General features: G+C 42.2%; 23 protein-coding genes. 9 read left to right on the forward strand and 14 right to left on the reverse strand.

Going from position 1 to position 25,694, the window contains the following annotated elements; genetic code table 11:
• Nucleotides 1-38: 38 nt before the first annotated feature.
• Nucleotides 39-1,142, forward strand: coding sequence for a diguanylate cyclase (locus BW961_RS21715; protein ID WP_068583737.1), 1,104 nt, complete (start codon nucleotides 39-41; stop codon nucleotides 1,140-1,142).
• Between the two features lie 69 nt (nucleotides 1,143-1,211).
• Here the strand turns inward: BW961_RS21715 and BW961_RS21720 are convergent, their stop codons facing one another.
• The 3 genes from BW961_RS21720 to BW961_RS21730 all read right to left on the reverse strand — a co-directional run bounded on the left by BW961_RS21720 (nucleotide 1,212) and on the right by BW961_RS21730 (nucleotide 4,194).
• A complete protein-coding gene (locus BW961_RS21720; protein ID WP_139331711.1) occupies nucleotides 1,212-2,171 on the reverse strand; it encodes a DUF2167 domain-containing protein in 960 nt (319 codons plus the stop codon).
• Nucleotides 2,172-2,278: 107 nt separating this feature from the next.
• On the reverse strand, nucleotides 2,279-3,727 hold the full coding sequence (locus BW961_RS21725) for a DHA2 family efflux MFS transporter permease subunit (RefSeq protein ID WP_068583734.1): 1,449 nt from the start codon (nucleotides 3,725-3,727) through the stop codon (nucleotides 2,279-2,281).
• Between the two features lie 50 nt (nucleotides 3,728-3,777).
• Entirely contained in the window at nucleotides 3,778-4,194 is a 417-nt protein-coding gene (locus tag BW961_RS21730; RefSeq protein ID WP_068583731.1) for a MerR family transcriptional regulator, read from the reverse strand.
• Between the two features lie 238 nt (nucleotides 4,195-4,432).
• Between BW961_RS21730 and BW961_RS21735 the strand changes: the two genes are divergently transcribed.
• Nucleotides 4,433-5,983 (forward strand): FAD-dependent oxidoreductase, encoded by a 1,551-nt coding sequence (locus tag BW961_RS21735; protein ID WP_068583728.1) that lies wholly within the window; start codon nucleotides 4,433-4,435, stop codon nucleotides 5,981-5,983.
• Nucleotides 5,984-6,108: 125 nt separating this feature from the next.
• Here the strand turns inward: BW961_RS21735 and BW961_RS21740 are convergent, their stop codons facing one another.
• A complete protein-coding gene (locus BW961_RS21740) occupies nucleotides 6,109-7,050 on the reverse strand; it encodes a helix-turn-helix transcriptional regulator (protein WP_068583725.1) in 942 nt (313 codons plus the stop codon).
• Between the two features lie 164 nt (nucleotides 7,051-7,214).
• Between BW961_RS21740 and modA the strand changes: the two genes are divergently transcribed.
• Both modA and modB read left to right on the forward strand, forming a co-directional pair.
• Nucleotides 7,215-8,030, forward strand: coding sequence for a molybdate ABC transporter substrate-binding protein (gene modA / locus BW961_RS21745; protein ID WP_068583722.1), 816 nt, complete (start codon nucleotides 7,215-7,217; stop codon nucleotides 8,028-8,030).
• Complete coding sequence (gene modB / locus BW961_RS21750) at nucleotides 8,027-8,701, forward strand: molybdate ABC transporter permease subunit (protein WP_068583719.1); 675 nt, start codon at nucleotides 8,027-8,029, stop codon at nucleotides 8,699-8,701. Before modA ends, modB begins: the two co-directional genes overlap by 4 nt.
• A gap of 97 nt (nucleotides 8,702-8,798) precedes the next feature.
• Here modB and BW961_RS21755 read toward each other — a convergent pair whose 3' ends face one another.
• Nucleotides 8,799-9,728 carry a nucleoside hydrolase gene (locus tag BW961_RS21755; RefSeq protein ID WP_068583716.1) on the reverse strand — a complete coding sequence of 310 codons (930 nt, stop codon included), beginning with the start codon at nucleotides 9,726-9,728 and terminating at the stop codon, nucleotides 8,799-8,801.
• Between the two features lie 219 nt (nucleotides 9,729-9,947).
• Here BW961_RS21755 and BW961_RS30675 point away from each other — a divergent pair, with 219 nt between their 5' ends.
• Nucleotides 9,948-10,112 carry a hypothetical protein gene (locus BW961_RS30675; RefSeq protein ID WP_169810270.1) on the forward strand — a complete coding sequence of 55 codons (165 nt, stop codon included), beginning with the start codon at nucleotides 9,948-9,950 and terminating at the stop codon, nucleotides 10,110-10,112.
• A 165-nt stretch (nucleotides 10,113-10,277) separates the two neighbouring features.
• Here the strand turns inward: BW961_RS30675 and BW961_RS21760 are convergent, their stop codons facing one another.
• Entirely contained in the window at nucleotides 10,278-12,500 is a 2,223-nt protein-coding gene (locus BW961_RS21760; protein WP_068583712.1) for an MMPL family transporter, read from the reverse strand.
• A gap of 167 nt (nucleotides 12,501-12,667) precedes the next feature.
• Here BW961_RS21760 and BW961_RS21765 point away from each other — a divergent pair, with 167 nt between their 5' ends.
• Nucleotides 12,668-13,294, forward strand: coding sequence for a TetR/AcrR family transcriptional regulator (locus BW961_RS21765; protein ID WP_068583709.1), 627 nt, complete (start codon nucleotides 12,668-12,670; stop codon nucleotides 13,292-13,294).
• A 127-nt stretch (nucleotides 13,295-13,421) separates the two neighbouring features.
• Nucleotides 13,422-13,847, forward strand: a complete 426-nt coding sequence (locus BW961_RS21770; RefSeq protein WP_068583706.1) for a ferritin-like domain-containing protein — start codon at nucleotides 13,422-13,424, stop codon at nucleotides 13,845-13,847.
• Nucleotides 13,848-13,911: 64 nt separating this feature from the next.
• Here BW961_RS21770 and BW961_RS21775 read toward each other — a convergent pair whose 3' ends face one another.
• The 4 genes from BW961_RS21775 to cidR form a co-directional block, all read right to left on the reverse strand.
• Nucleotides 13,912-15,783 (reverse strand): ABC transporter ATP-binding protein, encoded by a 1,872-nt coding sequence (locus BW961_RS21775; RefSeq protein WP_068583702.1) that lies wholly within the window; start codon nucleotides 15,781-15,783, stop codon nucleotides 13,912-13,914.
• Nucleotides 15,780-17,507, reverse strand: coding sequence for an ABC transporter ATP-binding protein (locus BW961_RS21780; RefSeq protein ID WP_068583700.1), 1,728 nt, complete (start codon nucleotides 17,505-17,507; stop codon nucleotides 15,780-15,782). Before BW961_RS21780 ends, BW961_RS21775 begins: the two co-directional genes overlap by 4 nt.
• A 3-nt stretch (nucleotides 17,508-17,510) precedes the next feature.
• Nucleotides 17,511-17,975: a MarR family winged helix-turn-helix transcriptional regulator gene (locus BW961_RS30000; protein ID WP_068583698.1), complete on the reverse strand. Its 465-nt coding sequence runs from the start codon at nucleotides 17,973-17,975 to the stop codon at nucleotides 17,511-17,513.
• 122 nt (nucleotides 17,976-18,097) lie between these two features.
• Entirely contained in the window at nucleotides 18,098-19,003 is a 906-nt protein-coding gene (gene cidR, locus BW961_RS21790; RefSeq protein ID WP_170878601.1) for a cidABC operon transcriptional activator CidR, read from the reverse strand.
• Between the two features lie 126 nt (nucleotides 19,004-19,129).
• Between cidR and BW961_RS21795 the strand changes: the two genes are divergently transcribed.
• On the forward strand, nucleotides 19,130-19,498 hold the full coding sequence (locus BW961_RS21795) for a CidA/LrgA family holin-like protein (protein ID WP_394327609.1): 369 nt from the start codon (nucleotides 19,130-19,132) through the stop codon (nucleotides 19,496-19,498).
• A complete protein-coding gene (locus tag BW961_RS21800) occupies nucleotides 19,498-20,178 on the forward strand; it encodes a CidB/LrgB family autolysis modulator (protein ID WP_068584382.1) in 681 nt (226 codons plus the stop codon). Before BW961_RS21795 ends, BW961_RS21800 begins: the two co-directional genes overlap by 1 nt.
• Nucleotides 20,179-20,463: 285 nt before the next feature.
• On the opposite strand, the gene BW961_RS21805 is transcribed toward BW961_RS21800, so the two are convergent.
• The 4 genes from BW961_RS21805 to BW961_RS21820 all read right to left on the reverse strand — a co-directional run bounded on the left by BW961_RS21805 (nucleotide 20,464) and on the right by BW961_RS21820 (nucleotide 25,693).
• On the reverse strand, nucleotides 20,464-22,014 hold the full coding sequence (locus BW961_RS21805) for an ABC transporter substrate-binding protein (RefSeq protein WP_068583694.1): 1,551 nt from the start codon (nucleotides 22,012-22,014) through the stop codon (nucleotides 20,464-20,466).
• 46 nt (nucleotides 22,015-22,060) lie between these two features.
• Nucleotides 22,061-22,948 carry a carbohydrate ABC transporter permease gene (locus tag BW961_RS21810; protein ID WP_068583690.1) on the reverse strand — a complete coding sequence of 296 codons (888 nt, stop codon included), beginning with the start codon at nucleotides 22,946-22,948 and terminating at the stop codon, nucleotides 22,061-22,063.
• A 15-nt stretch (nucleotides 22,949-22,963) separates the two neighbouring features.
• Nucleotides 22,964-23,869 carry an ABC transporter permease gene (locus BW961_RS21815; RefSeq protein ID WP_244556028.1) on the reverse strand — a complete coding sequence of 302 codons (906 nt, stop codon included), beginning with the start codon at nucleotides 23,867-23,869 and terminating at the stop codon, nucleotides 22,964-22,966.
• A gap of 252 nt (nucleotides 23,870-24,121) precedes the next feature.
• Nucleotides 24,122-25,693, reverse strand: coding sequence for a response regulator transcription factor (locus tag BW961_RS21820; protein WP_068583688.1), 1,572 nt, complete (start codon nucleotides 25,691-25,693; stop codon nucleotides 24,122-24,124).
• Nucleotide 25,694 lies beyond the last annotated feature (1 nt).

Below are 25,694 nucleotides of genomic sequence, written 5' to 3' on the forward strand. Positions count from 1 at the left end.
ATAAAGATTGCTTAAATAACCCAGGAGGAATTCCTTACATGATTAATGTGTTATTTATTAATATTTGTATTATTGTTACTTTTCTTTATTTCTCTGGTGTACTTTCTAAAAGATATTCGATAGGGATATCCTCCATCTCGCTTCCAGTTCAAATTAATTCGGGTATCCTTTTTGGAATTTATGGCATCGTACTGATGTTATACACCATCCCTGTTGGTTCCAATACATATGCTGATCTACGCCATCTGTTCCCCGTCGTAATAGGAACCTACATCGGGCCAGTTCCTGCTATTATTAGCGCTATTATCATCGGCATCGGACGAATGATGTTATATGGGTTTACCTCTTCTGGAGTCGTTGCTTGTATCGGAATTATCTTGGTTGGGACTATATGTGCCATCATTTCACGTTATCCATTGTCACGATTTCATAAAATTAATCTAATGAATGTACTTGGCATGCTCGTTATCTTCATCTCTCTCATGATTAATATCAAGGATATTCCTACCATCATGAGCTTCTATCCTCTTCAATTCGGTATCGCTATCATTGGGGGATTATTCGTATATGCCATAACTGAATATATTTATTCCACAAATAAACTCTTTGTTCAATTAGAACAACGGGCAACGACCGACCACTTAACTCAGCTGAACAATTTGCGATCATTTGAACTGGCTATCAAAACGCATCTGGCTCGTGCCAACCAGCGTGGAGAGAACCTATCGCTACTCGTCATCGACATTGACCATTTCAAAAAAATAAATGACAACTATGGTCATTCCTCTGGCGATGTTGTACTTAAATCGATTGCAAAAATACTAATAGACTATTCTCGTTCATTTGATGTCGTCTCTCGAAATGGTGGCGAAGAATTCACCGTATTACTATTGGATTGCCCCCACCATCACGCTCTAGTCATTGCTGAAAAAATACGAATAGGCGTTCAGAATCATCCATTTATTCTGCCTGAGCAAATACCTGTATCTATCACGATCTCAATTGGTGTTGCTACTTATCCAGATACAGTAGCTGTTCCCACTGGACATGTTCTTGTGGATATGGCCGATAAGGCACTTTATCAAGCTAAGGAAACCGGTCGTAACAAAGTATGTACACTAGCGCTTGCGTCAACGAAATAGTTCATTCTTAAATAAACATAAAGAAGCCGTTATCGTAGGTTAGATAACGGCTTCTTTATGTTCTTTAAATTAAGGTCTATAATCCGAATCGATTGGAGGAACATCATTATCATGATTAGGCGTAAACGCCTCTTCCTTCTTACGCCCTCTAAAAAGGTATTTGAACAATCCAGCCACAGCGACAACTACAACGATTCCAAACTTTTTGGCAAGTACGACAATCATTGCAATTAAGCCAACTTTCTTCGCCACAACCAATCCAGCACCACCTACGATAAGTCCGGTAAGGCCAATTTCAGCCAGCTTATCAGTCGATTCGTCGAAGTCTGCATACCCTTCGCCCGAATTCACGGAAAAGTTGGATAACACGATATTCTCAAATGACTTACGGTCCTCAGCTAAATGTGTAGGATCCGATACAAGAATAGCCGAAACATATCCTTCTTTCGTCAATATACGTACATTGTAATTGATCAACGTCTCATTGTTGTTATCATGAGCAAGAAGCGACCATTTCAAACTATGTAGATTGTCATCATATGTCGGTGGGACATCCCAGCCATCCACGAACAAGTGATTCTCCTCTGTTGTTTCCTTATTCGCTGCTTCGGTTCCTTCTTTATAACTTTGCAGTAAGGCATCCGCATCAATATCATTCTTCTCGTCATCGGCAATATGGCCCACATCATCATAGTCAAAAAACACAGTCCATGTTGCATTGGGATCCGTTGGATAAACGGAGCCAATCTCCTTATTACTCGGTACTCCACCATAAGACAACTCACTAGCTACCGTATCATCCTTGTCTAGAAATTGCAGACCTGACTGTAATGTAAGTTTGGCGATCGAGCCAAGTCCTACTTCTTGTCCCGAACCCTCTACCCAGTTCAGTTCCTGAGTCTGAGTCTCCGTCTCCGCATGTACTACACCCGAAGTTGTCACTGTTAGGTATACTGCAATGATGAATGCCAATATGAAGCTCATACTTCTTCGATCTGTTCTAAATCTTCCATGTCTACGATTTACCACACCATCTCTCCTCCAGTTATTATTTACCAATAATAAATATCGGAGAGATCGACATGGAAATGAATACCACTTCGTAATTTAATTCTTATACCTATGGAATATATTGGTTATCTAGAGCTGTCAGATGCCATTTTGACGGGTCGTACTCTTCTATCTTTTAACATAAAGGTAAAGGGTATCGCTAAAGCAATAATGATCGTCGCTATCATAAATACATCTCCAATACTCCATGTAAATGCGAACTGTTGCGCGGCTTCAGTCGGGTTAACGACACCTTGTAAATGAAAGGCTGTACGGCTAGCGAGAAGAGAACTAAATATTCCAATCGCAAACGACCCCATGCCCTGCTTAATCCAATTATTAATGGAGGAGGCATGACCAGACTCATTCGCAGGTACAGCCCCCATGCCCGCATTGGTAATCGGCATATTTGCGAACGTTATACCTACATATCGAATGGCCATCCATACGGTAATAAACATATGTGATGTACTCACGGTAAGTCCAGTTAAGCTCAAAGTAGAGATTACCATCAATAAAACACCGAACAGACTGAGCTTTACAGGGCCTATTCGGGAATAGAGACGACCGACAATAGGTGCACATATAACCATCATCAGTGAGCCCGGCAACATGATAAGCCCTGCTTGCATCGCGGTGGTGTGCTGTACATTTTGTAGATAAATGGGTATGAGAAATGTCCCCGAATACAGTGAAATAGAGATGATTCCATTTAACACAAGGCTATAAGAGAACTTCCGAATCCGTAGAATACGTAAATGGAGAAGAGGTTCTCTCACCCTAAGCTCCCATAGGATAAAGAAGATAAGTAGCAGTGCTCCACCAATCAATAACGATAATGTCTTGGCTGACTGCCACCCCCATATACTTCCTTGGCTCAAGGCAACAAGAAGTGCCCCACTGCTTATAATTACACTTACAAATCCAACACTATCGAAATGTTGCTTGGTGCTGAGCTTATAATAAGGGATATAACGAATCGCTACCACTATGGCAATGAGTCCAATGGGTATATTCATGATGAACAGCGCATGCCAGTTGAAATGCTGGACAAGAAAACCTCCCAGTGTCGGTCCCAGTGCCGGTCCGAGCATGGCAGAGACACTCCACATACTGAGTGCAAAAGCCTGTTTCTCCTTCTCAACGACCTGATAGATAATGGTCATTGTTGCAGGCATAATCAGACCACTAAACAACCCTTGCAGTATTCGGAAGGATATTAAACTCTGAATATTCCACGATAACACACAGAGCGCAGAGCAGATCGTAAACCCAATGATCGACAAGATATAAAGACGCTTATAACTGAACTGATCTCCTAAATATCCAAGGACGGGTGCAATGACACCCGTTGCTAGCATAAACCCTGTAACCATCCACTGTACCGTATGTAACTCAGCCGTAAATTGATGCATGAATGCAGGTAACGCTATATTAATCGTTGTCGTGCTCAATGATGCTAAGAAATTACCGAAAAAAATCGCAAAGAGAACCGGCCAGAATGAACCGGTGGTTGGGGATACCTGTCTGTTCATAAGAGCCCTCCATCATGTTGTCAGTATGCAATTCAGCGTCACTAACTAACTTATTTGTCTATTGACTGTTGAATCCGCTTTGCCGTGTCTAATAATCCATGCAAAATTTGATTCATATCTTCCATCTTCCCCTGAACGAGGTCGATTTGCTGGTTCACGGTCTCTTTCATATTCTGAAGCTCTGATATTCGCTGTGCCTCATCGGTAGAAGACTGAAAATTATTGTGATGGTGCTTCATCCGATCACGAATTTGTAAATAGTCCTGAATTTCTTGTAATGAGAACCCTAGCACTTTTTTGGCTAGAACGATTGTTTTCAAATACTCAACATCTTCCTCCGTGTACAATCGAATCCCGCCATCGGAACGCTCTGGCGTCGTCATCAATCCAATTTCTTCATAATAACGAATGGACCTTTTGGTCAGTCCCGTTTCCTTGGCAACGTCGTCAATCTTTAACCAGTTCATCTCTATCCCCCGTAACTTCCATCTTTAATACATAACACTATACTCCTGAGTTAACGTTAACGTCAACGTTAACTTATGTATATTTACATAATTCTCAGGCTTAAACATACCTTTGAACAAATTCATTCCTATCATACCCATATCCCCAAATGCTTTATTTCGCAAAAATAATAGTAATTTAGGAATAATGAGGCAAACTAATCAAAATGACTAACCTATACTTAGGAGGAACCTTTTTGTGAACAACCCCTTAAACCCGACAAACCAACTGCCTCAATACCCTGAATCCCTGTGGCGGGCTTCAACTGAACTACCTACTTTTCCCCAACTAGCAGAGGATATTAAAGTGGATGTAGCTATTGTAGGAGCTGGAATTACAGGCATAACGACTGCCTATTTATTGTCACAAGAGGGCTTGAAAGTCGCACTGGTAGACGCTGGCCGTATATTAGAAGGGACTACAGGTCATACGACCGCTAAGGTTACTGCTCAACATGGCATAATATATGATGAGCTGATACAGCATTTAGGAGAAGATCTCGCCGCTAAGTACTATCGTGCCAACAGCGAAGCCATTGAATGGATGGCACGAACGGTGAAAGAGCTCGACATCCCTTGTGAATGGAAAGAAGAAGATGCCTATCTGTATGCGGAAGGGGATCAAGCTGAGGCCAAGTTGATCAACGAATTCCAAGCCTACGAGAAGCTTGGAATTCCAGGACTATGGAAAGACACCCTTCCTATTCCTCTTCAAGTAAAGGGGGCCATTCAACTACCCGGACAAGCTCAGTTCCATCCTTTAGCTTATTTAAAGCGTTTGGTGGAGGCTATTGTCAAAGCTGGCGGCGTTATTTATGAGAATACAACGGTAAGTAAGAAGCTCGAGGGAACACGACCCTTCACACTCACAACACTTCATGACAATCACACAGTCACATGTCAACATATCGTCTCTACTTCCCACTTCCCATTCACGGATGGTGGAGGGTTCTATTTCTCACGACTGCATGCGGAACGTTCCTACGTCGTTGCTGTGAAACCCAAAACACCTTTTGCAGGTGGAATGTATATCAGCGTTGATGAGCCTGTACGTACGCTACGATCGGCTTCATGGCAAGGCGAATCCCTCGTTCTCGTGGGTGGGGAAGGCCATAAGACTGGGCAAGGAATATGCACCTATCGCCATTATGAGAATCTAGAAGTGTTCGCTGATCAATTGTTAGGCGTGACAAGCATTCCTTTCCGCTGGTCTGCTCAGGATCTCTTCACCCTTGATAAGGTCCCTTATATCGGTCAGATTACCGCAAGCGACGATGGTATTTATGTAGCGACTGGATTCGCTAAGTGGGGAATGACCACTGGAACGGTATCCGCAAGAATCATTACCGATCAAATTCAAGAAAGAGTGAATCCCTATTCTGAACTCTTCTCTCCTACACGCTTCCACCCAAGTCCAAGTATTAAGAACTTCATCGTTGAAAATGCTAATGTTGCTAAGGAGATGATCTCCGGCAAGTTAGGCATTGTCTATACGAAGCCCGAAGATCTTGAGAACGATGAAGGCTCTGTTGTTACGCATTACGGAAGAAGAGCCGGTGCCTACCGTGATACGGAAGGTGAGCTACATCTAGTCGATACGACATGTACCCACTTGGGCTGCGAGGTAGAATGGAACAAAGGTGAACGCTCTTGGGATTGCCCATGCCACGGTTCTAGATTTAGCTATGATGGAAATGTCCTTGAAGGACCTGCACAAGAACCACTGAAGAAGCTTGATGCCTACGCATAAGATTTAGAGAACGAATTCAACTTTCATTTCAATACGGTCCCTCTTAGGTCCGGAAAAACCCCAAAACCACTCCTTCATACAAAGGGAGTGGTTTTGGGGTTTCCGTACAACTATAAGCTTACTTGTTACGTCTCCAACATGATTTGTCCAGTCTGTGATAGGTCATATTCTGAGATCGCACTTAGTTCCTGCTTGTACTCATTGGATTGTAGAATGTCCATGAGTGATCCGATCCAGACTAAGTTATCTGCATTCTTCATCATTACAAGATCGTATCTCTCATTCATTAATGGAATAAATTCGACATGGTCAACCATAGATGCCGCTTTCTCAATACCTACACCTACATCCGCATCGCCAGAAGCTACTCTAGTAGCTACAGCTAAATGATTAGACCGTTCATCACCGTATCCTAATAGCGCTTGAGCGTGAATGCCATGTATACGTAGTTGTTCATCCAATAATACTCGGGCTCCAGAACCCTTCTCACGATTGATCAACCGTAGACCTGGACGTGTCAAATCCGACCAATCGTTAATATTCTTAGGGTTCTTAGACTGAACGTACAATCCTGCTCTTCTGAACAGCAAATTGACTACCACATAAGAGGAACCCGCAAGTATCCTTCTGATATAAGGAAGATTGTATTCTCCTGTATCTCCATCTAAGAGATGCGTGCTAACCACGTCCGCTTCGCCCTTGTACATAGATATGAGACTTTCAAGACTGCTAACGTGGCTACGAAGTGGACGTATCCCCGTTGTCTTATCCTCGATATGTTTAGCTAATATATCAAGACTAATATCTTGGCCAGTAATAACAATAGATCTTGTACTTCCCTTCATCGAAGATGAGAGTGACGTTGCTATATGACTTAAAGAAGGCTTGTTAGACAACCCTTTAGCCCGCTGTTTATAAGCTTCCAGATCTACTGCATCGATTCGCATTTGCTTGCCAACTCTATAAGAGAGCAACTCACCCTTTTTGATCAAATCATATACGGTAAGCTTAGATATCTTCAAAAGTTTCGAAATTTCTTCCGTTGTATAGGACACATCGTTTGTCATAGGGGCTCCCTTCTGGTATATCAACACGCGTTAATTGATTCACCTATTCTAGCATACCCCCTATTCGTTAGGATAAATAAGGTTTACTTTTAAATATCATTTCACGTATAATTCATACTACTTATAACTAGATATAACCAAACATAACTTAAAAGGGTGATGAAATGACTAAATTCATAAAAAACAGTTGTATTCTGTGTCTGATTCTGATGATTTCTCTTATGGCCACTGCCTGTGGATCTTCGAAAGATACAAACACACAAACGAGTGAGGCATCTGCACAAAAGGTAGATCTAACGATCTCTGCTGCTGCGAGCTTAACGAATGCATTACAAGATATCCAAAAGGAATATGAATCCACATATCCTAACGTTAAACTCAACTTTAATTTCGCTGCTTCAGGTGCGCTTCAACAGCAAATTGAGCAGGGAGCTCCTGTTGATCTGTTTATTTCCGCAGCCACAAAGAATTTACAGGCACTTGTAGATAAACAAATCATCCAAGAAGACAAACATACGAATCTATTAACGAACGAACTGGTCGTTGTTGTTCCTTTAGACGAGAAAGCATCGATTACTAATTTAAAGGACTTGTCTCATGAGGATGTAGCTAAGATCGCAGTAGGTATTCCTGAGAGCGTACCAGCTGGTAATTATGCCAAAGAAGCATTAACGAAGGCTAACTTATGGGATACCTTACAACCAAAGATCGTGCAAGCAAAAGATGTGCGTCAAGTCCTTCAATACGTTGAGACTGGAAATGCCGATGCAGGTTTTGTGTATAAGACCGATGCGCTAACCTCAGATAAAGTAAAGGTTATCTTGACCGTAGACCCTACTACTTACACTACGATTAAGTACCCCATGGGAATCATCTCCACAACGAAACATCTCGAGGAAACAGAAGCCTTTTATGCCTTCCTTCAATCCGAAGTAGCCTTGAATATATTCATCAAATACGGGTTCTCCGTACCTAAATGAACATGCTAGATATAGATTGGCATCAATTCTGGATTCCTATTCGATTATCGTTACAGATCGCATTTCTCTCAAGTATCGTTACCATTGTGCTAGGCGTCGCCGTTGCTTGGTGGATGACCAAGAGACACTTCAGAGGGAAGATTTGGCTCGAAACGTTGTTTATGCTACCCCTTGTTCTTCCACCAACGGTCGTTGGTTTTCTTCTACTTATTCTATTGGGGAGAAAGAGCTACCTTGGACAAGCCATCGAATGGTTCTTCACAGCGCCTATCATATTCTCATGGTGGGCTGCGGTGATTGCTGCTATTGTTGTTTCTTTTCCACTCGTATATCAGACGATGAAAGTGGGCCTTTCTTCTATTGAAAAAGATTTAGAAGAAGCCGGTCGTTCCATGGGTGCAAGTGAGTGGCAGGTATTTCGTTATATTACGCTCCCATTAGCATCAAGATCCTTGGTCTCCGCTTATATTCTGGGCTTCGCGCGAGGTCTAGGTGAGTTCGGAGCTACGCTCATGATTGCTGGGAATATCCCTGGCAAGACACAAACCATCCCTACAGCCATTTATGTAGCCGTTGATTCTGGCAATACCAATATGGCATGGGCGTGGACGCTTACAATGATTCTAATTTCTTTCATACTGTTATTAATGACAGGCCGAAGAAAACAATAATCTCTAATCCCATATGAAAAAGCATGCCAAAATCCAATAGGATCTTTCGGCATGCTTTTTCATTTGTATGTAACACTTGATCAAAACGTACAAATCTTTATTTGTTTAAAGTATCAATAAATACCTTCAAGAATGCATCGCTATCTACTTCGATACACACGTCCATATTAGGTGATTTCTCCCAACTATTATGGAAGTCGCAGACCGTCTGCCCATCACACAACCGGCTATTCGTCTCGATATCCACGTGATAAGCTTTTGTCGTCACTAGACCACTATAAAGTGCAATACCTACAGCAAGTGGATCATGAAGAAGACTTGCTCGAATAGTATCATATACTCTTGCGTGTCGATCCATGTAATCATTCAAGCTTTGCGCTACATAATCCTTAATTGATGGATTTGTGAGTTGAGCAATATGTTCATCAGTGAATAGCACCTTACTGGTAACATCTAAACCAACCATCGTTAGCTTCTTGAAACCTGCTTGGAATACAATCCGAGCTGCTTCTGGATCGGCGAACATATTAAACTCCGCTGCAGGCGTAATATTCCCAGTCACACTGACCGCACCACCCATGAACACTACTTCATCCACGAGTTCTGGAAGTTCAGCACATTTGCGTATTGCCAATGCCAGATTGGTAAGAGGTCCCGTCATAATCAATGTGATCACACCCGGATTTTCTTTCACGGTTTGAATAATGAAATCCGGTGCAAACCCATCCCTAAGCTCAATAGAAGGTGTCATATCTTTCAACGCCCCACCTAATCCATCCACCCCATGCACAGCATGCTCATATCTTGGTTCCCGTATAACTGGATGGACGGCACCTTGTATAACTGGGATATCCTGCGCATGAATTAGCTCAAGAATTTTACACGTATTTAATGTCGCAGTCTGGATAGAAATATTTCCGCTAACCGTTGTAATTCCTACGATATCTGCGATCCCGCTTTTTACAGCGAGCATAATGCCTAAAGCATCATCGATCCCTGTATCTACATCTAAAATAATTTGTCGCATCTTATGTTTGTCTCCTATCCTAATAAGAATTCATGTTAGACAAGAATACGTGTCTTTGTAAACAAAGTAAAGTTACAACCCTTCGTCATATCAATGGACTTCTCCACAGAATATACACTCGTATGCTTACTATGTCCCTATCCTTCACGCATGATAACCCCTTGAACGGGATACTCTACACATGTATCTAATAAAAAGTATTAATAAGGAGGGAATTCATTGGATCATCAGACGGAAGATCAAGTCCGCAATAAAGAGAATACAGATGGAGATTCTCTTGCCGAAAGAAAGAAAATGGAGAATGGCGTAGATATTGAACCGCAAGCAGATGAGTGGGCTGCAAGACCCGTAAATCATGTTGAAACAGAGTGCAAGACTAACTAACGATCTCATTATCGACAAAAACCACCACAGTTTGGGATTACCTCACTCAATAAAAGAGGATGCTCCCAATCGTGGTGGTCTTCGGTATATCAAACATCAAAATATAGCTCTACATTTTCACGAGATTAGTACTCGAACAGTCGGATCGTCTAACCCTCATCCCTGCTATGATTGACTTCGTTCTTCTTGCTGTTCAGTCTGAGTGTATTTTCCAGGCCAGAACGCAACACGTCCACACAATGTTGTAATCGCCGGAACTAGGAACGGACGCACGACGAATGTATCTAACAGAATACCTATCGCCGTAACAATTCCAAATTGAACTAATACTTGAATCGGCAAGGACGCTAATACAGCAAACGTTCCTGCTAGAATAATCCCCGCAGAAGTAATAACCGAACTCGTCTCGCCCACGCCCTCTTTAATCGCTTGCTTCAGCGGCATGGTTCTACTCTTCTTCCAGATACTAGAGATCATGAAGATATTATAGTCTTCACCAAGAGCTACTAGAAACACAAAGGAGTATAGAGGAATTGCCCCTTGGATAGCATCTGCACCAAGAACGTAGTGAATAACAATCCAGCCCAATCCAAGTGCTGAGAAGTAAGATAAGATCACCGTTGCCACTAAATATATGGTCGCTACGATAGAACGCAGATAGATCAGTAATAATAATGTAATCAGGCCAATGACCACAGGTATAACTACTCTTGTATCTCGATCATTTGTCTCTTTCGTATCATACTGTGTAGCCGTCTGACCGCTGATCCATACTTTATCCGTTGGCGTAGTAATCCCTGATTCCTTCAGGGATTGCTCCGCTACCAAGCGTAAATCCGGAATATGTTTCATTGCCTCCATCGAATAAGGATTCATACTCAACTCCACATCGTATCCAACGATGTTACGATTCTGAGCTCCTTGTTCAGGTTCTGATACCTTTACTACATACGGTAGTAAAGTTAACCGATCACCCAGATTATCTTTCTTACCCTCTGTATCCACCATAATCTTCACAGGAGCTAATTCACCAGGTGAGAACTGCTCACCAATGCGATCAAACCCTTCCCTAGAAGCCATATCTTTCGGAAAAGAAGATAATAGGTCATATGTTGACTTCACTTGTGTCGAGAATGCCGCTAAACCACCGAGTATTACGACTGTTATAATAACGATCGTCCAAGGTTTGTTGACCACTAGGCGTCCCAGACGACTTTCATGGTTAGCTTTTAACGTAGGAACAGGTTTGCCCTTCTTAACGGCATGCTCCACTTCCATTTCATGTGTACGCGGGATGAATGGATAGAAAGAAGTACGGCCTAAGATAGCCAATATTGCAGGTACTAACGTTAAACTTGCCATACCCATGACCAGAATAGAGACACTAAATGGTACAGCGAATCGATGATAAGCACCGTACTTAGCCAACAGAAGTGCGAACAAGGCTAGAACGACCGTAAAGCCACTCATAGCGATAGCGCCTGAAGAATCCGTGATGGATTTAAACAACGCCTTCCCCTTATCCTCTTCATGTTTAAGCACATGACGATAGTGGGAGATGAGGAATAGACAATAATCGGTTCCTGCACCGAACAATAACACCGTCATTATCGATATCGCTTGACCATCGACAACAATCCAACCTTTATCAGCCATGAACCCAAGAATAGGGCTAGTCACACCATACGCAAATCCAACCGCAATTAATGGAATCAGTGCAAGAATAGGTGAACGATAAATAAGAAGCAAGATCACTAACACTAATAGAACGGTTCCTAACATCAACTTAAAGTCAGCGTTCTTGAATAGTCCCGTTGCATCAATGGAAATACCGACAGGACCTGTGACCCGCGCGCTTAGCTTACTTCCATCATCTTTTTGTACAGTAAATGGGTCAACACCCATCTCATCCTTCGTCTGTGCCTTAAGTTGTTCGACGCCGTCCTTTAATTGATCACTATCCATCCCTTTACTAAACACCACTGGTGTAACTAAGGTGCTCTGATCTTCTGAAAGGAGTGCCTTCACTGCGGGAAGAGGCATCTTATCAAATGGTGGAACGAACTCTTGATGTGCTACGGGATTAGCTTCCCACTTGGCAAATAATTGTTGCACATGTGTGATATCCTCATCTGTCATCCCACCATCACGGTGCCACACGAGAAGAGCTGGAACCCCTGAGTCACTTGGAAATTCTCGATTCGCGATTTGCTCCGCTTGGACAGATGCAACATCATCATTCAAATTGGGGGAATTGTTAATCTCTTTACTGCCAACACTAGGCCAAGCTATCGTAAGTACGCCTACAACCAATATCCAGACTAAGAGCGTAATCCATTTACTTCGTTTACCGGCAACCCATCTACCGATTCCTGCCTTTTGTTTCATCATGATCCTCCTTGAACCCTTTACTATAAAGAAGTGTAATGTATAACGGGTCAGTGTATAATTAAGTATAACCACAATTATATATACCGGAAGGTTAATTATCAATTTAATTATAAAAAATAACCGAATTCAATTTAAATTGCATCCATTTGGAGGATATAACATACATGACCCACCCACTTAACAGTAACACTCCCCGCTTACCCGGTCGGCCGAAACGTTCAGAAGAAGCATTACCCATGGATCAAATGATATTACGTATCTCATCCAACCTATTCATGGAGAATGGGTACGAGGCCATATCCTTACAGCAGATTGCCAAGGCATGTGGCGTTACCAAAGCATCTATTTATTATCATTTTGAGAATAAAGCTCAACTGTTCACAGCCTCTGTGACATCAATGACCGGTATGGCAAGAATGCATACGAAACGCATTATGGGACAAGAAGGCCCATTATTGGATCGGTTACGTGAATTAGCTGAAGTGAAATTAGCTAGACCTCACGGTGACTTTGAGACCATTATGCGTGAAGCCAGAGCATCGCTCTCTCCAGAACAAATTCAGGCCATTATGGCCTCTGAGGAAGCCATTACTGATGTGCTCACCGAAAGCTTCCAACAGTCGATGGATCGAGGCGAAATTCGTAGCGGTGACCCGCTATTTCTTGCTCATACTTTCTCTTCATTACTGATGGTAGGTAACCGCGAGATATCAGCAGACTATAACCTTTCTCCTTCCCATTTAGCTCATAAAATTATGGATTTATTCTGGCATGGCGTTGCACCCACGTGATAACGTAAATCACACATATTTATATGATTAACCTTACTTTCCCTATTACTTTCCGTTCGATGTGAACCTGTTGAGTAGGCATGCATATGTTATATAAGCCTATGAGATAAGGGAGAGGATTACGGAAATGTTATCACATTATGATCAATCCAGAACGGCAGCGGAACCACAACTGGTTCGGGATCTCATGACATCCTTAAATGGTGAATACAGTGCTATTACATGTTACGAGAAGTTAGCTGCTATGGCCCCTACAGTAGAAATTAAGAAGAGAATTCTGGAAATACGGCAAGATGAGATTAGACATTTCCAACAATTTGCCCATGTTTATACCTGTTTAACAGGTTGTTCACCTGCTCCCAAATTATCCGAAGCTTGTGCAACTGAATATCGAGCAGGTGTATTAGCTTCATTTAAGGACGAACAAAACACGGTCGATTATTACCTCAAGGTCTCAGATCAGGTACGCGATACCTACGTAAAAGATTTATTCAGACGTACAGCTGCTGATGAACAGAATCACGCTGTCTGGTTCTTGTCTTTTCTAGGCTAGCACAAAAAGGAGTACAACACTGGTAACCAGTGCGTACTCCTTTTTGTGTTATTTTCACATGTAATTACACGACATCCTCTATAGATTCAGAGAATTGGCTGTTGTACAGGTCCGCATAGAAACCACCCTGCTTCAATAAGTCCTCATGGTTACCTTTTTCAATAACGCTACCCTGATTCATAACTAGAATAAGATCGGCATCGCGAATCGTAGACAATCTGTGTGCAATGACGAAGCTTGTTCTGCCTTTCATCAATCCATTCATCGCTTTCTGAATGTAGATTTCTGTACGTGTATCTACACTACTGGTCGCTTCGTCTAGAATAAGAATCGACGGATTAGCTAAAATGGCTCGCGCGATGGTCAGAAGCTGTTTCTGACCTTGAGATATATTCGAAGCCTCTTCATTCAGAATGGTATTATAACCATCCGGAAGGGTTCGAATGAAATGATCTGCATGGGCTGCCTTAGAAGCTTTAATAATCTCTTCTTCTGTAGATCCTTCGCGACCATAAGCAATATTATCTCTAATCGTACCATTAAAGAGCCAGGTGTCTTGAAGCACCATACCGAATTTACTGCGAAGATCGCCACGCTTCATATCTGCAATATTCACACCATCGATCTTAATGGCACCATCATTTAACTCATAGAAACGCATAAGCAGATTAATGAGTGTCGTCTTCCCTGCTCCCGTCGGGCCTACAATAGCAATGGTCTGTCCGGGTGACACATCAATATTCATATCTTCAATGAGTATAGCGTCTTCCTTGTATCCGAACTTAACATGTTCGAATTGAACTGCGCCTTGTGGGTATTGAATTGTCTTGGCATTCTGAAGTTCTGGTATTTCCTCTTCTTCATCCAAGAGTTCAAATACACGTTCAGCAGATGCAATCGTCGATTGAATGACGTTCGCGATGTTAGCTGTCTGAGCAATAGGCATCGAGAATTGTCTTGTGTATTGAATAAATGCTTGCACGTCCCCGATGCTGATTCTCCCATTTGTAACAAATATCCCACCAACAACACACACCAATACATAACCGATATTACTAACAAAACTCATTAAAGGCATAATCAACCCTGAAAGGAACTGGGCTTTCCAACCGGAGTGGTACAACTTATCATTAATTTCGTCGAAATCCTTCATCGATTGTTCTTCACGACCAAATGCCTTCACAATTTTATGTCCTGTGTACATTTCCTCGACATGCCCGTTCAGATCACCGAGAGACTTTTGTTGTCCCTTGAAATACTTCTGGGATCGACTAGCCACACCTTTCACAACAAGCACACTTAACGGTAAAGTGACAATCGTAATAAGTGTCAGCCATGGGCTGATTGTGAGCATCATGACAATGACCCCCACAATGGTTACAACCGATGTAATCAGTTGGGTTAAACTTTGTTGCAACGTTGTACTGATATTATCAACATCATTCGTCGCACGACTCAGAATTTCACCATGCGTCTTGGAATCGAAATACTTGAGCGGCAACCTAGATAACTTGCTATTAATTTGCGTCCGCATATCCAGTACGACTTTCTGAGCAACTCCTGCCATCAGATATTGTTGCACATATCCGAATAAAGCACTGATAATATAGAAACCTATCAAGAGCAGCAAAATCTGCGTGATGTAATCAAAATCGATTTTAGCACCGGGCACACCTTTTGACATGGCTATAATACCTTCAAATAATTTAGTCGTCGCTTTCCCCAATATTTTGGGACTCACGATACTAAATAGCGTACTGAGTATCGCCATCAATAGTATGAATAACAATGTAATCTTACGAGGCTTAAGATACTGCGTTAATCTTTTTAAAGATCCCTTGAAATTCTTTGCCTTCTCGCCAGGCATGACCATCCCTGGTCCACCTGGTCCGTGTCCTCTTCCCATTCCTGAGCTAGGCTTCTTGTTCTCACTCATGCGCTTTCCTCCTCTGACAACTGTGAGGATACAATCTCACGATATACATCGCAGGTAGCCATCAACTCTCGGTGTTTACCTATTCCGACGATACCACCATCATCCAACACAATAATTCGATCCGCGTCCATTACTGTACTTACTCTTTGAGCTACTAGAAGCACGGTGGCATTCGCAGTAACCTCTTTCATTGCTGCACGTAGTTTGGAATCCGTCTTGAAATCAAGGGCTGAGAAACTATCATCAAATACATAGACTTCAGGGTCTCTAACCAATGCACGAGCAATGGAAAGTCTCTGTTTCTGTCCGCCAGAGATATTACTACCTCCTTGTGCGATGTCAGACTCAAATCCGTCTTTCATATTCGATATAAATTCAGTGGCTTGTGCTATTTCAGCAGCACGCTGGATTTCTTCATCACTGGCATCTTCCTTACCATAACGAATATTCTCAGAAATGGTCCCTGTGAAGAGTACTGATTTCTGTGGAACAAAGCCAATCTTCCCTCTTAATTGTTCCTGTGTTAGCTCTCGTACATCCACACCATCGATAAGTACTCTTCCGCTTCCTACATCGTAGAAACGCGGGATGAGACTAAGAAGCGTTGATTTCCCTGATCCCGTTCCTCCAATAATTGCGGTTGTCTCACCCGGGCTTGCATCAAAGGAAATATTTGAGATCGCTGGTTGTTCTGCGCCAGGATAATAGAAGCTAACATCCTCAAATGTGAGGTAACCCCGCTTACCATTATCTTGTCTAGGTTGTGCTGGATCATTAATTTCCGGCACCATGTTCAATACCTCATTAATGCGGGTTGCTGAAGCAGAAGCTCTTGGAACGATAACAAAAATAACAGAAACCATAATAAGTGAGAACATAATTTGTGCGGCGTATTGAATAAATGCCATTAATGAACCTACTTGCATATCACCATTACTTATACGAATTCCACCGAACCAGACAATGGCTATCGTTGCGAAGTTCATAACAAGCATCATGATCGGCATCATCGCTGCCATAATTTTATTAACTTTAATAGCCGTGTTAGTTAAGTCTACATTGGCATCATTGAAGCGCTTGGTCTCATGCTCTGTACGATTGAATGAGCGAATTACTCGCATTCCCGTAAGGTTCTCACGTAAGACACGGTTCAATGTATCTAACTTCACCTGCATGGCTTTAAACAGCGGGAGTCCCTTAAGCGCTATAATCGCAATAGCACCAACAAGTACAGGAATAACAACAACAATAACTAGTGATAATTTGGCATCTTTATTTACGGCCATAACGATACCACCAATACACATCATCGGAGCGCTTATCATCATGCGAAGTAGCATAATTAGCACCTGTTGAACTTGGTTAATATCATTCGTGGTACGGGTAATTAATGAGGCTGTGCCAATCTTATCGAACTCCTGTAGTGAGAAATTCTGCACATGATTGAACATCTTACTCCGTAATCGTTGACCGAATCCTACAGCAACACGGGAGGAGAAATAGCTCGCTCCTATAGAGCATATAGCTCCTATACCCGCAATCAGTAACATGATTCCACCTATTTGCCAAATGTACGGAATATCACCTTCCACAATTCCTTTATCTACAATATCCGCCATCAATGTAGGTAGATATAGATCCGATAAAGATTGTATAAATACCAAAATGAGGACAAATGCGATTGCAAGACGATAAGGTCTCAAATTTTTAAATAATTTCAACATATGTTATTCATCCCCACTTTCAGTCTGACGCGAGTTTACTTGCTCATAGTATTGACATGCTTTAATGAGTAAATCTGCCAGTTGGTTACTTTCTTCTTCCCCTAAATATTGAATCAATCCACTGAAAGAAGCCTCTGTTAGCGATAATGCCTCTTGAATAATTTCTTCCCCTTTACCACTTAACTTAATACGAACCGCTCTTCGATCTTCCTGATCCATTGTTCGTTCAATGAACCCCTTAGCATCCATTTCCTTAAGTAATTGGGTCACGGTTGGAGAAGTAACACCTAGAATTTCACTAATTTCAGACACCCTTAACCCTGCGGTATTAGGATCTCTTCTCTTTTGTAAACAGAACATCAGCATTACTTCACTTGGTTTAACACCCTTAATCGCACTATGGCTATAGCTAGCTTTATTGAATCTCTTGAAAGCTATGAACAATTTCTCTGCATTTAATTTCTCCATGACGATAAGCGTTTCTCCTTTATTAATTCAATTTAGTTAGGTTACCTATCTATTATAATTCCTTCCAAAAACATATGTCAAATGTTGCATACGTTTTCAATTATGAATTTAATATGCACCCTTTATTCTCCCTTATTATTCCAAATTCCCATGAGGATTTTTTGCGTGAACTGGATCCATTCTTGTGCGGCAAAAGACTGATACCGATCTTTGCGCCAAATCATGCCGAGTTGCCATGGAATCGATGGATTAACGAGAGGAACGATATGAATCCGCGACGCATCAACTTCACGACAAATGGTCTCAGGTAGAAGCGCGATACCCAAGTTGGCTGCTACCATCCCACTAATTAAGTCCCACTGCGAACTTTCATAGACGATATGTGGCTGGAACCCTGCACGAACACACTCAGAAATAATTCGATCATGCAGCGCGAAATCTTCACTAAACAATACGAATAACTCATCTTCAAGTTCTGACAAGGACACGCTCTCTCTCTTCGCCAATGTATGTGTTGGGTGCACTAGTAGCTTTAGGTTCTCCTGTGCAAAAGAAAATGAATGAAATAACGCATCATTCGTTGGTAATACCGTCACACCAATATCTAGCAGTCCGCTCTCCACGTCGAGTTCTACTTTCTTAGCACCATCCTCAAACAGTTGTATCGAAACGTCAGGGTACTGTTGATGAAACTGCCCGATGACTTCCGGGAAGAAACTAGAACCAATCATAGGTGGTAGTCCGATACGAATATGACCCTTTCGAAGATTTTGTAAATCCTGCAGCTCTGAAGAAAGGTTCTGAAATGAATTCACAATGTGTTGCCCCTGTTCGAACATGATCTTTCCAGCATCCGTTAATTCGATCTTTTTGCTAGATCTGTCGAACAAGACAATATCCAGTTCCTCCTCGATATTCTTGATCGTCTTACTTATCGTTGGCTGCGTTATATATAGGAATTCAGCTGCTTTCGTAAAGCTTCTATGCCGAGCAACTTCCATGAAATATTGCAAATGTCGGATGTCCAATCTAATCATTTCTCCCTTCGTACTTATCATAGACAAAATGCATGTTATACATTCTTTATATTCATTTTACCTATGAAAATAATTGATGTAAAATTTTCATACAGAATGAAAGGGAGTTGCAACATCATGAATTTAATAAAAGGAATCCTTCAAATAGCAGCGCTAATGCTGTTCTCCATGCTGATGAATCAGATTACAAGCTGGCTTCATATACCCGTACCAGGAAGCATCGTGGGAATTGTCGTGATATTTATCTTATTGGAGACACACATTATTCGCCTTGAGTGGATTGATATCGGAGCCAAATGGTTGCTCGCTGAACTACTTCTCCTCTTCGTACCCGCCGCTGTCGGCGTAATGAAATACATTCCAATGCTTCAAACAGATGGCATACGTATCCTTATTGTTGTCTTGATCAGCACGTTTGTTGTCATGGTAAGCACGGGACTTATGGCAACCAGAATTTCAAAGAAAAAGGAGAAACGAGCAGCATGATGATCGGATTGTTCTACCTAAGCTTAACTCTTGGGGTATATTACTCGGCCAAAAAAATCTATCAGAAATGGTCGAAAGTATATCTTTCTCCTCTATTAATAACACCCGTCATACTCGTTGTCTTTTTATTATCATCAGGTGTTCCATATGAATCTTATAACTCTGGCGGCCAATGGCTCAGTGATTTACTGCAACCTGCAACTGTAGCATTTGCCGTGCCTCTATATAAACATTTCAAGGTATTAAAAAAGCACGCTGTTGAGATTATCGCAAGCGTACTGTTTGGTTCCATTGTAGCGATGGTCTCATCCGTATTTCTTGCCAAATGGATGCACCTGAGCAGTTCCCTTGTGACCAGCCTTATGCCACGCTCCATCACAACGCCCATTGCTATTAACGTGTCTCAAGTCATCGGTGGTGTCCCCAATATAACGGCAGTATTCGTCATTCTTACCGGTCTGTTCGGTACGATCATCGGACCTACCGTATTGCGAATATTCCATATTGATAATGAGGTAGCACGAGGTGTACTTCTCGGAACAAGTGCCCATGGTATGGGTACGTCTAAGGCATTTGAGATGAGTGCACTAAGCGGCACTATTTCCAGTGTCTCGATGATTCTGGCTGCTCTCTTCACCCTTGGAATAGCGCCTACGATGATCAATATACTTTTACATTAGTATTGAATCTTCACTGGTTTACCCAGAGTTGCAGATTCTAATGCAAGCACAGGTAACAAGGTTCTTTAATATGCAGATCAACTTTTTTCTAAAATGTTCAAAAAGGTGGTTGGACAAGCTCCGACTCGTTATCGGAAAAGCTTTATTTAAACCGATGCGATTAGTGTATCACTCAGATTGTAATAAATAGGCGAGTACTTTTCGGTATTTTACCGTTAAGTACTCGCCTATTTTGATAGAGTTCTTTATGAATGAGTCGATTGCAATCTCTGCTATTCAGTTCTTTTACTTTTTGTTTGCTTCAGCCCATGCGTCTAGCTGCTTTTGTTTCTCGGCGATGATCTTATCAAGTCCTGCTGATTTCAACTGTTTATTGAATTCAGGTAGCTTGGATACAGGATCAATAGTTCCCGTTTCCAAAGCAATTTTATATTGGTTCTGTACGTTCGTAACTGCCGCGATTTCAGTCTTGACGGCATCGGCATTAAATGTGAATCCCAGCGCTTTGGATTTCAATGCGCCTTTATTAAACTCAGCCAACTGAGTCCAAAGGTTCGGATCATCCCCATTCCAAATGTAGGACAAGGACTGGTTCCCAAACATCCATCCCATTTGAAGGTTATAACCGGAATTCGTTGCATCAACGCCTTGCGGGAAATCAATGATGTTATCGGATACCTTCACGTAATGCTTGCCTTCGATCCCGAAATCCAGCAGATTAATGAAATCTTTATCCGTGTACATCAGATTAAGCAACATCATCGCTCTTTCCGGATCCTTCGAGGTTCTTGCGACACTCCACATGATCGATATAATTGCGGACGTCGCAGTGACTGCAGGTCTGAAGTGTACCGACACCATCTCCTTACTTGTCGATCTCGATTCTTGCGTCGCAATGCCGGGTTTCATATGGGATATAAACGAGAATGCTTTGCCGGACTTAACCAAATTGTATTGCGTCTCAGTACTTGTGGCAGCATCTTTAGCAACATAGCCCGCTTGATACCATCTTCTAACGGTATTCAGCATATCCGCATATTCCGGCGTCTCATACATGTTCACGACCTTAAGATCGTTGTCATAGCCTGGAAGTACGCCAAAGCCTTCACCCAAGTTATCAAAGAAACTATTTACGTAAAGATCAATAATCGAAGTACCGTACTTGACCGTTGGAATGATGCCCGGCTCGTTATCCTTAATGGTCTTGAATACAACATCCAGATCGTCCAGCGATTTAATTGCGGTCGTATCGATGTTATATTTATCAACCAAATCCTTACGCATCGTGATTCCATAATCCGCGGCCAAATCCCTAATGCTTGGAACGGCGTATATTTTGCCACCGATTCTCGTTGCGTTCAAGAACGCCGGGTCAAGTGAATCAAGCGCTTCTGTGATCCCTTTTCCTTGTTCAGCCAAATTTCCGTCAAGCTCGAGAAACTGTCCCTTAGCCACATCCTGGCTATAAGTTCCCATACCACTTACGATCAAGTCTACCTGCTCATTACCCGACAACATCAGCGTTTTTTGCTGAGCCCAGGCGCCAAAACCGATCGGAACCAGTTTTACCGTAGCATTGATTTTTTCTTTGGTCATTTTGTTGATTTCGTCCTGCACCAGTTTCATATCCTTCGGTTCGCCACCAACAGGATATACCATTACAAGCTCAACAGGTTTCAATGTTCCGCTGTCGTTACCACCTTGGTCCTTCGAAGCTGCTCCTTCTGTCTCGGAATTTGCACTATTGGTGCCTCCGTTACTACATGCACTGATCAACATAGTGAATGCCAACGCTACCATTAGAATTGTTTTTACGAAATATTTGTTTTTTCTCATTTCTGTGACCCCCTAATTATTCTAATGAAAAAGTATACACTTAGTACTATCCTTTAACAGCGCCGATCGTCAGACCCTTCACGAAATACTTTTGGAAGAACGGATAAGCGATCAATAACGGAATTACCCCGATAGCAGCCATTGCCATCCGCATCGATGCAAGCGGGATATTGGCGGCTATTCCTGCGCTTTGGCTGCCTAATTGAGTTGAAGTCTGTAAAAATTGAACATCCAATAGGATTCGATTCAATAGGTTCTGAAGACTATAATATTTACTATCGGTAAGATAGATTAACCCATTGAACCAATCATTCCAGTACTGGATTGTGTAGAACAATCCTACCGTGGCCAGCACTGGCGTCGACAGCGGCAATACGATGCGATAGAAAATCACCCCTTCCTTCGCCCCGTCAATATAGGCCGACTCGATAATAGCCTTCGGAATAGAGGTTGCAAAAAAGGTTCGCATCAAGATGATGAAAAATCCGTTCATCAGCAACCCGGGTATGATTAAAGCAAGCATCGTATTTTTCAAATCAAAATAATTGGTGTACATCAAATATGTCGGTACAAGCCCTCCGTTAAACAGCATCGTAAAAAATACGTAAAAAGCGAGTGTATTACGGAACGGCATTTCTATCCGCGAAAGCGGATAAGCCAACATCGCAGTAAGTGTCAATCCCAATACTGTGCCTACCACAGTCGTTATGATTGTGATACTGTAAGCTCGGAATATTTCTGTGGAACTATTCCATAAATAACTGTAAGCGGTGAAGCTTATTTTTTCAGGAAAAAAAGCGTATCCGCTACGAACAATCTCCATATCGTCTGTAAGAGAGGCGGAGAATAACAGCCAGAACGGCATGACACAGAAAAGTGTGAAGAGCAGCATGATAATGTTAATTATCCATTGATAGAGCTTGCCGGATTGCATATAATCTTCCCCTTTCTAGAACAGTGCGTTGTCTTTGTTGTATTTTCTTACGACAGCATTTGATATTATGACCAGAATAAAACCGACAAACGCTTGGTACAATCCAGCCGCCGAGGACATCCCGATATCGCCAAGGTTAATCAATGCACGATATACATATGTATCGATCGTGTTCGTGACCGGCATCAGTGCACCCGTATTTAGCGGAACCTGGAAGAACAAGCCAAAATCGGAGTAGAATATCCGACCGATCGCGAGTAAGGTCATGATCGTGATAACTGGAGCAATGAGAGGAAGCGTAATCTTCACAATTTGCTGCCATCTATTAGCTCCATCAATCGTCGCAGCCTCGTAATACTCGGTATCAATTCCGAGGATTGCCGCTAAATAGATAATGCACAAATTCCCTACGCCCTTCCATACGCTTACGATCGTCAGGATCCAAGGCCAATACTTCGTTTCACTGTACCAAGAGATAGACTCTAAGCCCATCATGGGTAGTAAGGTTTTATTCATGAAACCGTTTTCAACATCGAGGAAGCCTACCACGAGGTATCCGACAATAACCATCGAGATTAAAAAGGGAAGCAAGATCAGGGTCTGGTAGATCCTAGATAAAAACCGTTTGCGGATTTCATTCAGCATTATCGCAAGTGCTATGGCAATTGCGGTATTCAATATAATGAAGGTAATATTATAAAGCAGCGTATTCCTTGTGATGATATAAGCATCCGTCGTTTTAAACAAATACTCGAAATTTTTAAACCCAATCCAATCGCTACCCATAATACCTTTTGCGAAATTGATGTCCTTAAACGCGATGACGATGCCGAACATCGGCAAATAGTTGTTAATAAGTAGGTACAGAAGTCCGGGAAGCGCCATCAGCACAAGCGCACGGTATTTCTTTACCTTCCTCATCTCCAATGCGAATGTTGTCTGCTTCCTCTTCTTCAATGAGACCTGCTTCTTATTTACGGTTGACGTCTCAGATTTTGTTTGCATGGGTCTCGACCACCTTCAGCATCTTTTATTTTCTTGTATGGTCTAATACTATAATAAAGGGCAGACTCCAACTACTAAGAATCCGACATTCCACTTTCAAGTTTCAGACATGCAGTATAAATAAAAAGATGCCGCTAGAGGTGATGTATTCACCTTTAGCGGCATCGCTTAATGAGATAGAAATCCCTTGCGATAATTCTGTGGAGTCATCGACACTTCCTTCTTAAACAATGTGGAAAAATATGAAAAGTTTGAAAATCCGATCGACAAAGCAACGTTACTGATTGTAGTGTCCGTCTTACATAGTAGCTCCTTCGCCAGATTGATCCGTTCCTTAAGAATGTAGTCGGATATCGAAAGACCTGTTTCTTTCTTAAATAACTTAACGATATAATCCGGACTTAACCCAATATAATCAGCAATATACTGTCTAGAAAGCTCTTGGTCGATGTGAAGCGCAATATACCGTTTGATCTTCTCCACGACGGTTTCATTAGAATCAAGCCCTTGAATGTGGGCGAGCGCTTTTTCAAGCACATCCTTCACCCAATCCTGTAAATCCTTTACGCTGCGAGTAGCCGAGCGGATCCGGTCAGGCGATAAATGATCCGAGAAAATTTCATCGGCGCGAAGCCCTTGCTGCTGCAGAGTATGAAGAATCATTTGTAGGAAGTTCTGATAAAATTGTTGTAGATCTTTAGCGCCTAAGCACTCAATCTGTTTCAATGAATCGAGATACTCCTGTGACACATCGCTCAGCTTTTTCTTATTCCCCTGCTTGATGAGCTCGGACCATACATGCATGGGAGGCAACGGGATCTGAGATTCTTTCTTCAACCGCTCATCAATGAGGATGACACGGTCAACGATATTAACTTGGTTCTTTTTGAACGCCATTAAGGTTTCGACCATATCTCGCACTTCATGCGCCTGTATCGACTTTCCGATATAGCAAGATAAGTGGCAATACAAATATTGATTACACACCTCGATATAAGCCCTACAGCGGTTTTTTATTTCCATGCAAAAATTGTTGTAGCCTTCTGCTGGTGGCAGTTCTTGCGTGAAAACGATCAGCAGGTAGTCTGGATTAATTCGGACGATTTGTGCGCTCGAGGCACGCTGAGTAACGATTTCTTCCAGTGCGTTGCGTAGCGCATACTCCATAATTTGTGTGTCACGGGCCGTTAATGACTTTTCCCAATGCTGGATGCTAATAACGACCGGTAGAAATCCCATGAACCTAGAATACGGAAGTTTCTGCTTGTCGATGACTTCCATCATTTTATCCATATTGGACGGTACCGCTTGGTTCAACACATCCTGCCAAAATCTCTCAGTTACCATCGATACCGATTCCCGCTCCTTCCTGATTTTTTGGATTAACTTCGTCATGACGAGCTTCAGGTCCTCACTCGGAACGGGTTTTAACAAATACTCAAAACTACCGAGTTGCAGTGCTTTCTTAGCATACTGAAAGTTGGCGTGACAGGTTAGGAAGATGCACTCCGTTTGGGGGTACTGCTCCCGTACCCATTCAAAGAGTTCTAATCCATTTCCCTGGGGCATTTCTATATCGCAAATCATCATGTCAAATGGCTGGTTATTAAATTCCTCCTTCGCTTGTCGAAGGTTGTTGGCTATGGAAACATTCACGATACCTAACTTTTGCCAATCCACACTCGATTTAATGCCATTCGCAATAAACGCTTCATCATCAACGATTAATAATCGGTACATC

Source organism: Paenibacillus macquariensis (assembly GCF_900156375.1).
GTDB classification, from domain to species: Bacteria; Bacillota; Bacilli; order Paenibacillales; family Paenibacillaceae; genus Paenibacillus_AQ; species Paenibacillus_AQ macquariensis.

Bases quoted from the DNA above. Each gene is read 5' to 3' on its own strand.
- BW961_RS21795 (WP_394327609.1), top strand. From the start codon at position 19,130: ATGAATTTAATAAAAGGAATCCTTCAAATAGCAGCGCTAATGCTGTTC.
- BW961_RS21755 (WP_068583716.1), bottom strand. From the start codon at position 9,728: ATGCGACAAATTATTTTAGATGTAGATACAGGGATCGATGATGCTTTA.
- BW961_RS21800 (WP_068584382.1), top strand. From the start codon at position 19,498: ATGATCGGATTGTTCTACCTAAGCTTAACTCTTGGGGTATATTACTCG.
- BW961_RS21810 (WP_068583690.1), bottom strand. From the start codon at position 22,948: ATGCAATCCGGCAAGCTCTATCAATGGATAATTAACATTATCATGCTG.
- BW961_RS21770 (WP_068583706.1), top strand. From the start codon at position 13,422: ATGTTATCACATTATGATCAATCCAGAACGGCAGCGGAACCACAACTG.
- modB (WP_068583719.1), top strand. From the start codon at position 8,027: ATGAACATGCTAGATATAGATTGGCATCAATTCTGGATTCCTATTCGA.
- BW961_RS21775 (WP_068583702.1), bottom strand. From the start codon at position 15,783: ATGAGTGAGAACAAGAAGCCTAGCTCAGGAATGGGAAGAGGACACGGA.
- BW961_RS21725 (WP_068583734.1), bottom strand. From the start codon at position 3,727: ATGAACAGACAGGTATCCCCAACCACCGGTTCATTCTGGCCGGTTCTC.
- BW961_RS21815 (WP_244556028.1), bottom strand. From the start codon at position 23,869: ATGAGGAAGGTAAAGAAATACCGTGCGCTTGTGCTGATGGCGCTTCCC.
- BW961_RS21730 (WP_068583731.1), bottom strand. From the start codon at position 4,194: ATGAACTGGTTAAAGATTGACGACGTTGCCAAGGAAACGGGACTGACC.
- BW961_RS30000 (WP_068583698.1), bottom strand. From the start codon at position 17,975: ATGGAGAAATTAAATGCAGAGAAATTGTTCATAGCTTTCAAGAGATTC.
- modA (WP_068583722.1), top strand. From the start codon at position 7,215: ATGACTAAATTCATAAAAAACAGTTGTATTCTGTGTCTGATTCTGATG.
- BW961_RS21765 (WP_068583709.1), top strand. From the start codon at position 12,668: ATGACCCACCCACTTAACAGTAACACTCCCCGCTTACCCGGTCGGCCG.
- BW961_RS21740 (WP_068583725.1), bottom strand. From the start codon at position 7,050: ATGACAAACGATGTGTCCTATACAACGGAAGAAATTTCGAAACTTTTG.
- BW961_RS21805 (WP_068583694.1), bottom strand. From the start codon at position 22,014: ATGAGAAAAAACAAATATTTCGTAAAAACAATTCTAATGGTAGCGTTG.
- BW961_RS21760 (WP_068583712.1), bottom strand. From the start codon at position 12,500: ATGAAACAAAAGGCAGGAATCGGTAGATGGGTTGCCGGTAAACGAAGT.
- BW961_RS21715 (WP_068583737.1), top strand. From the start codon at position 39: ATGATTAATGTGTTATTTATTAATATTTGTATTATTGTTACTTTTCTT.
- BW961_RS21820 (WP_068583688.1), bottom strand. From the start codon at position 25,693: ATGTACCGATTATTAATCGTTGATGATGAAGCGTTTATTGCGAATGGC.
- BW961_RS21780 (WP_068583700.1), bottom strand. From the start codon at position 17,507: ATGTTGAAATTATTTAAAAATTTGAGACCTTATCGTCTTGCAATCGCA.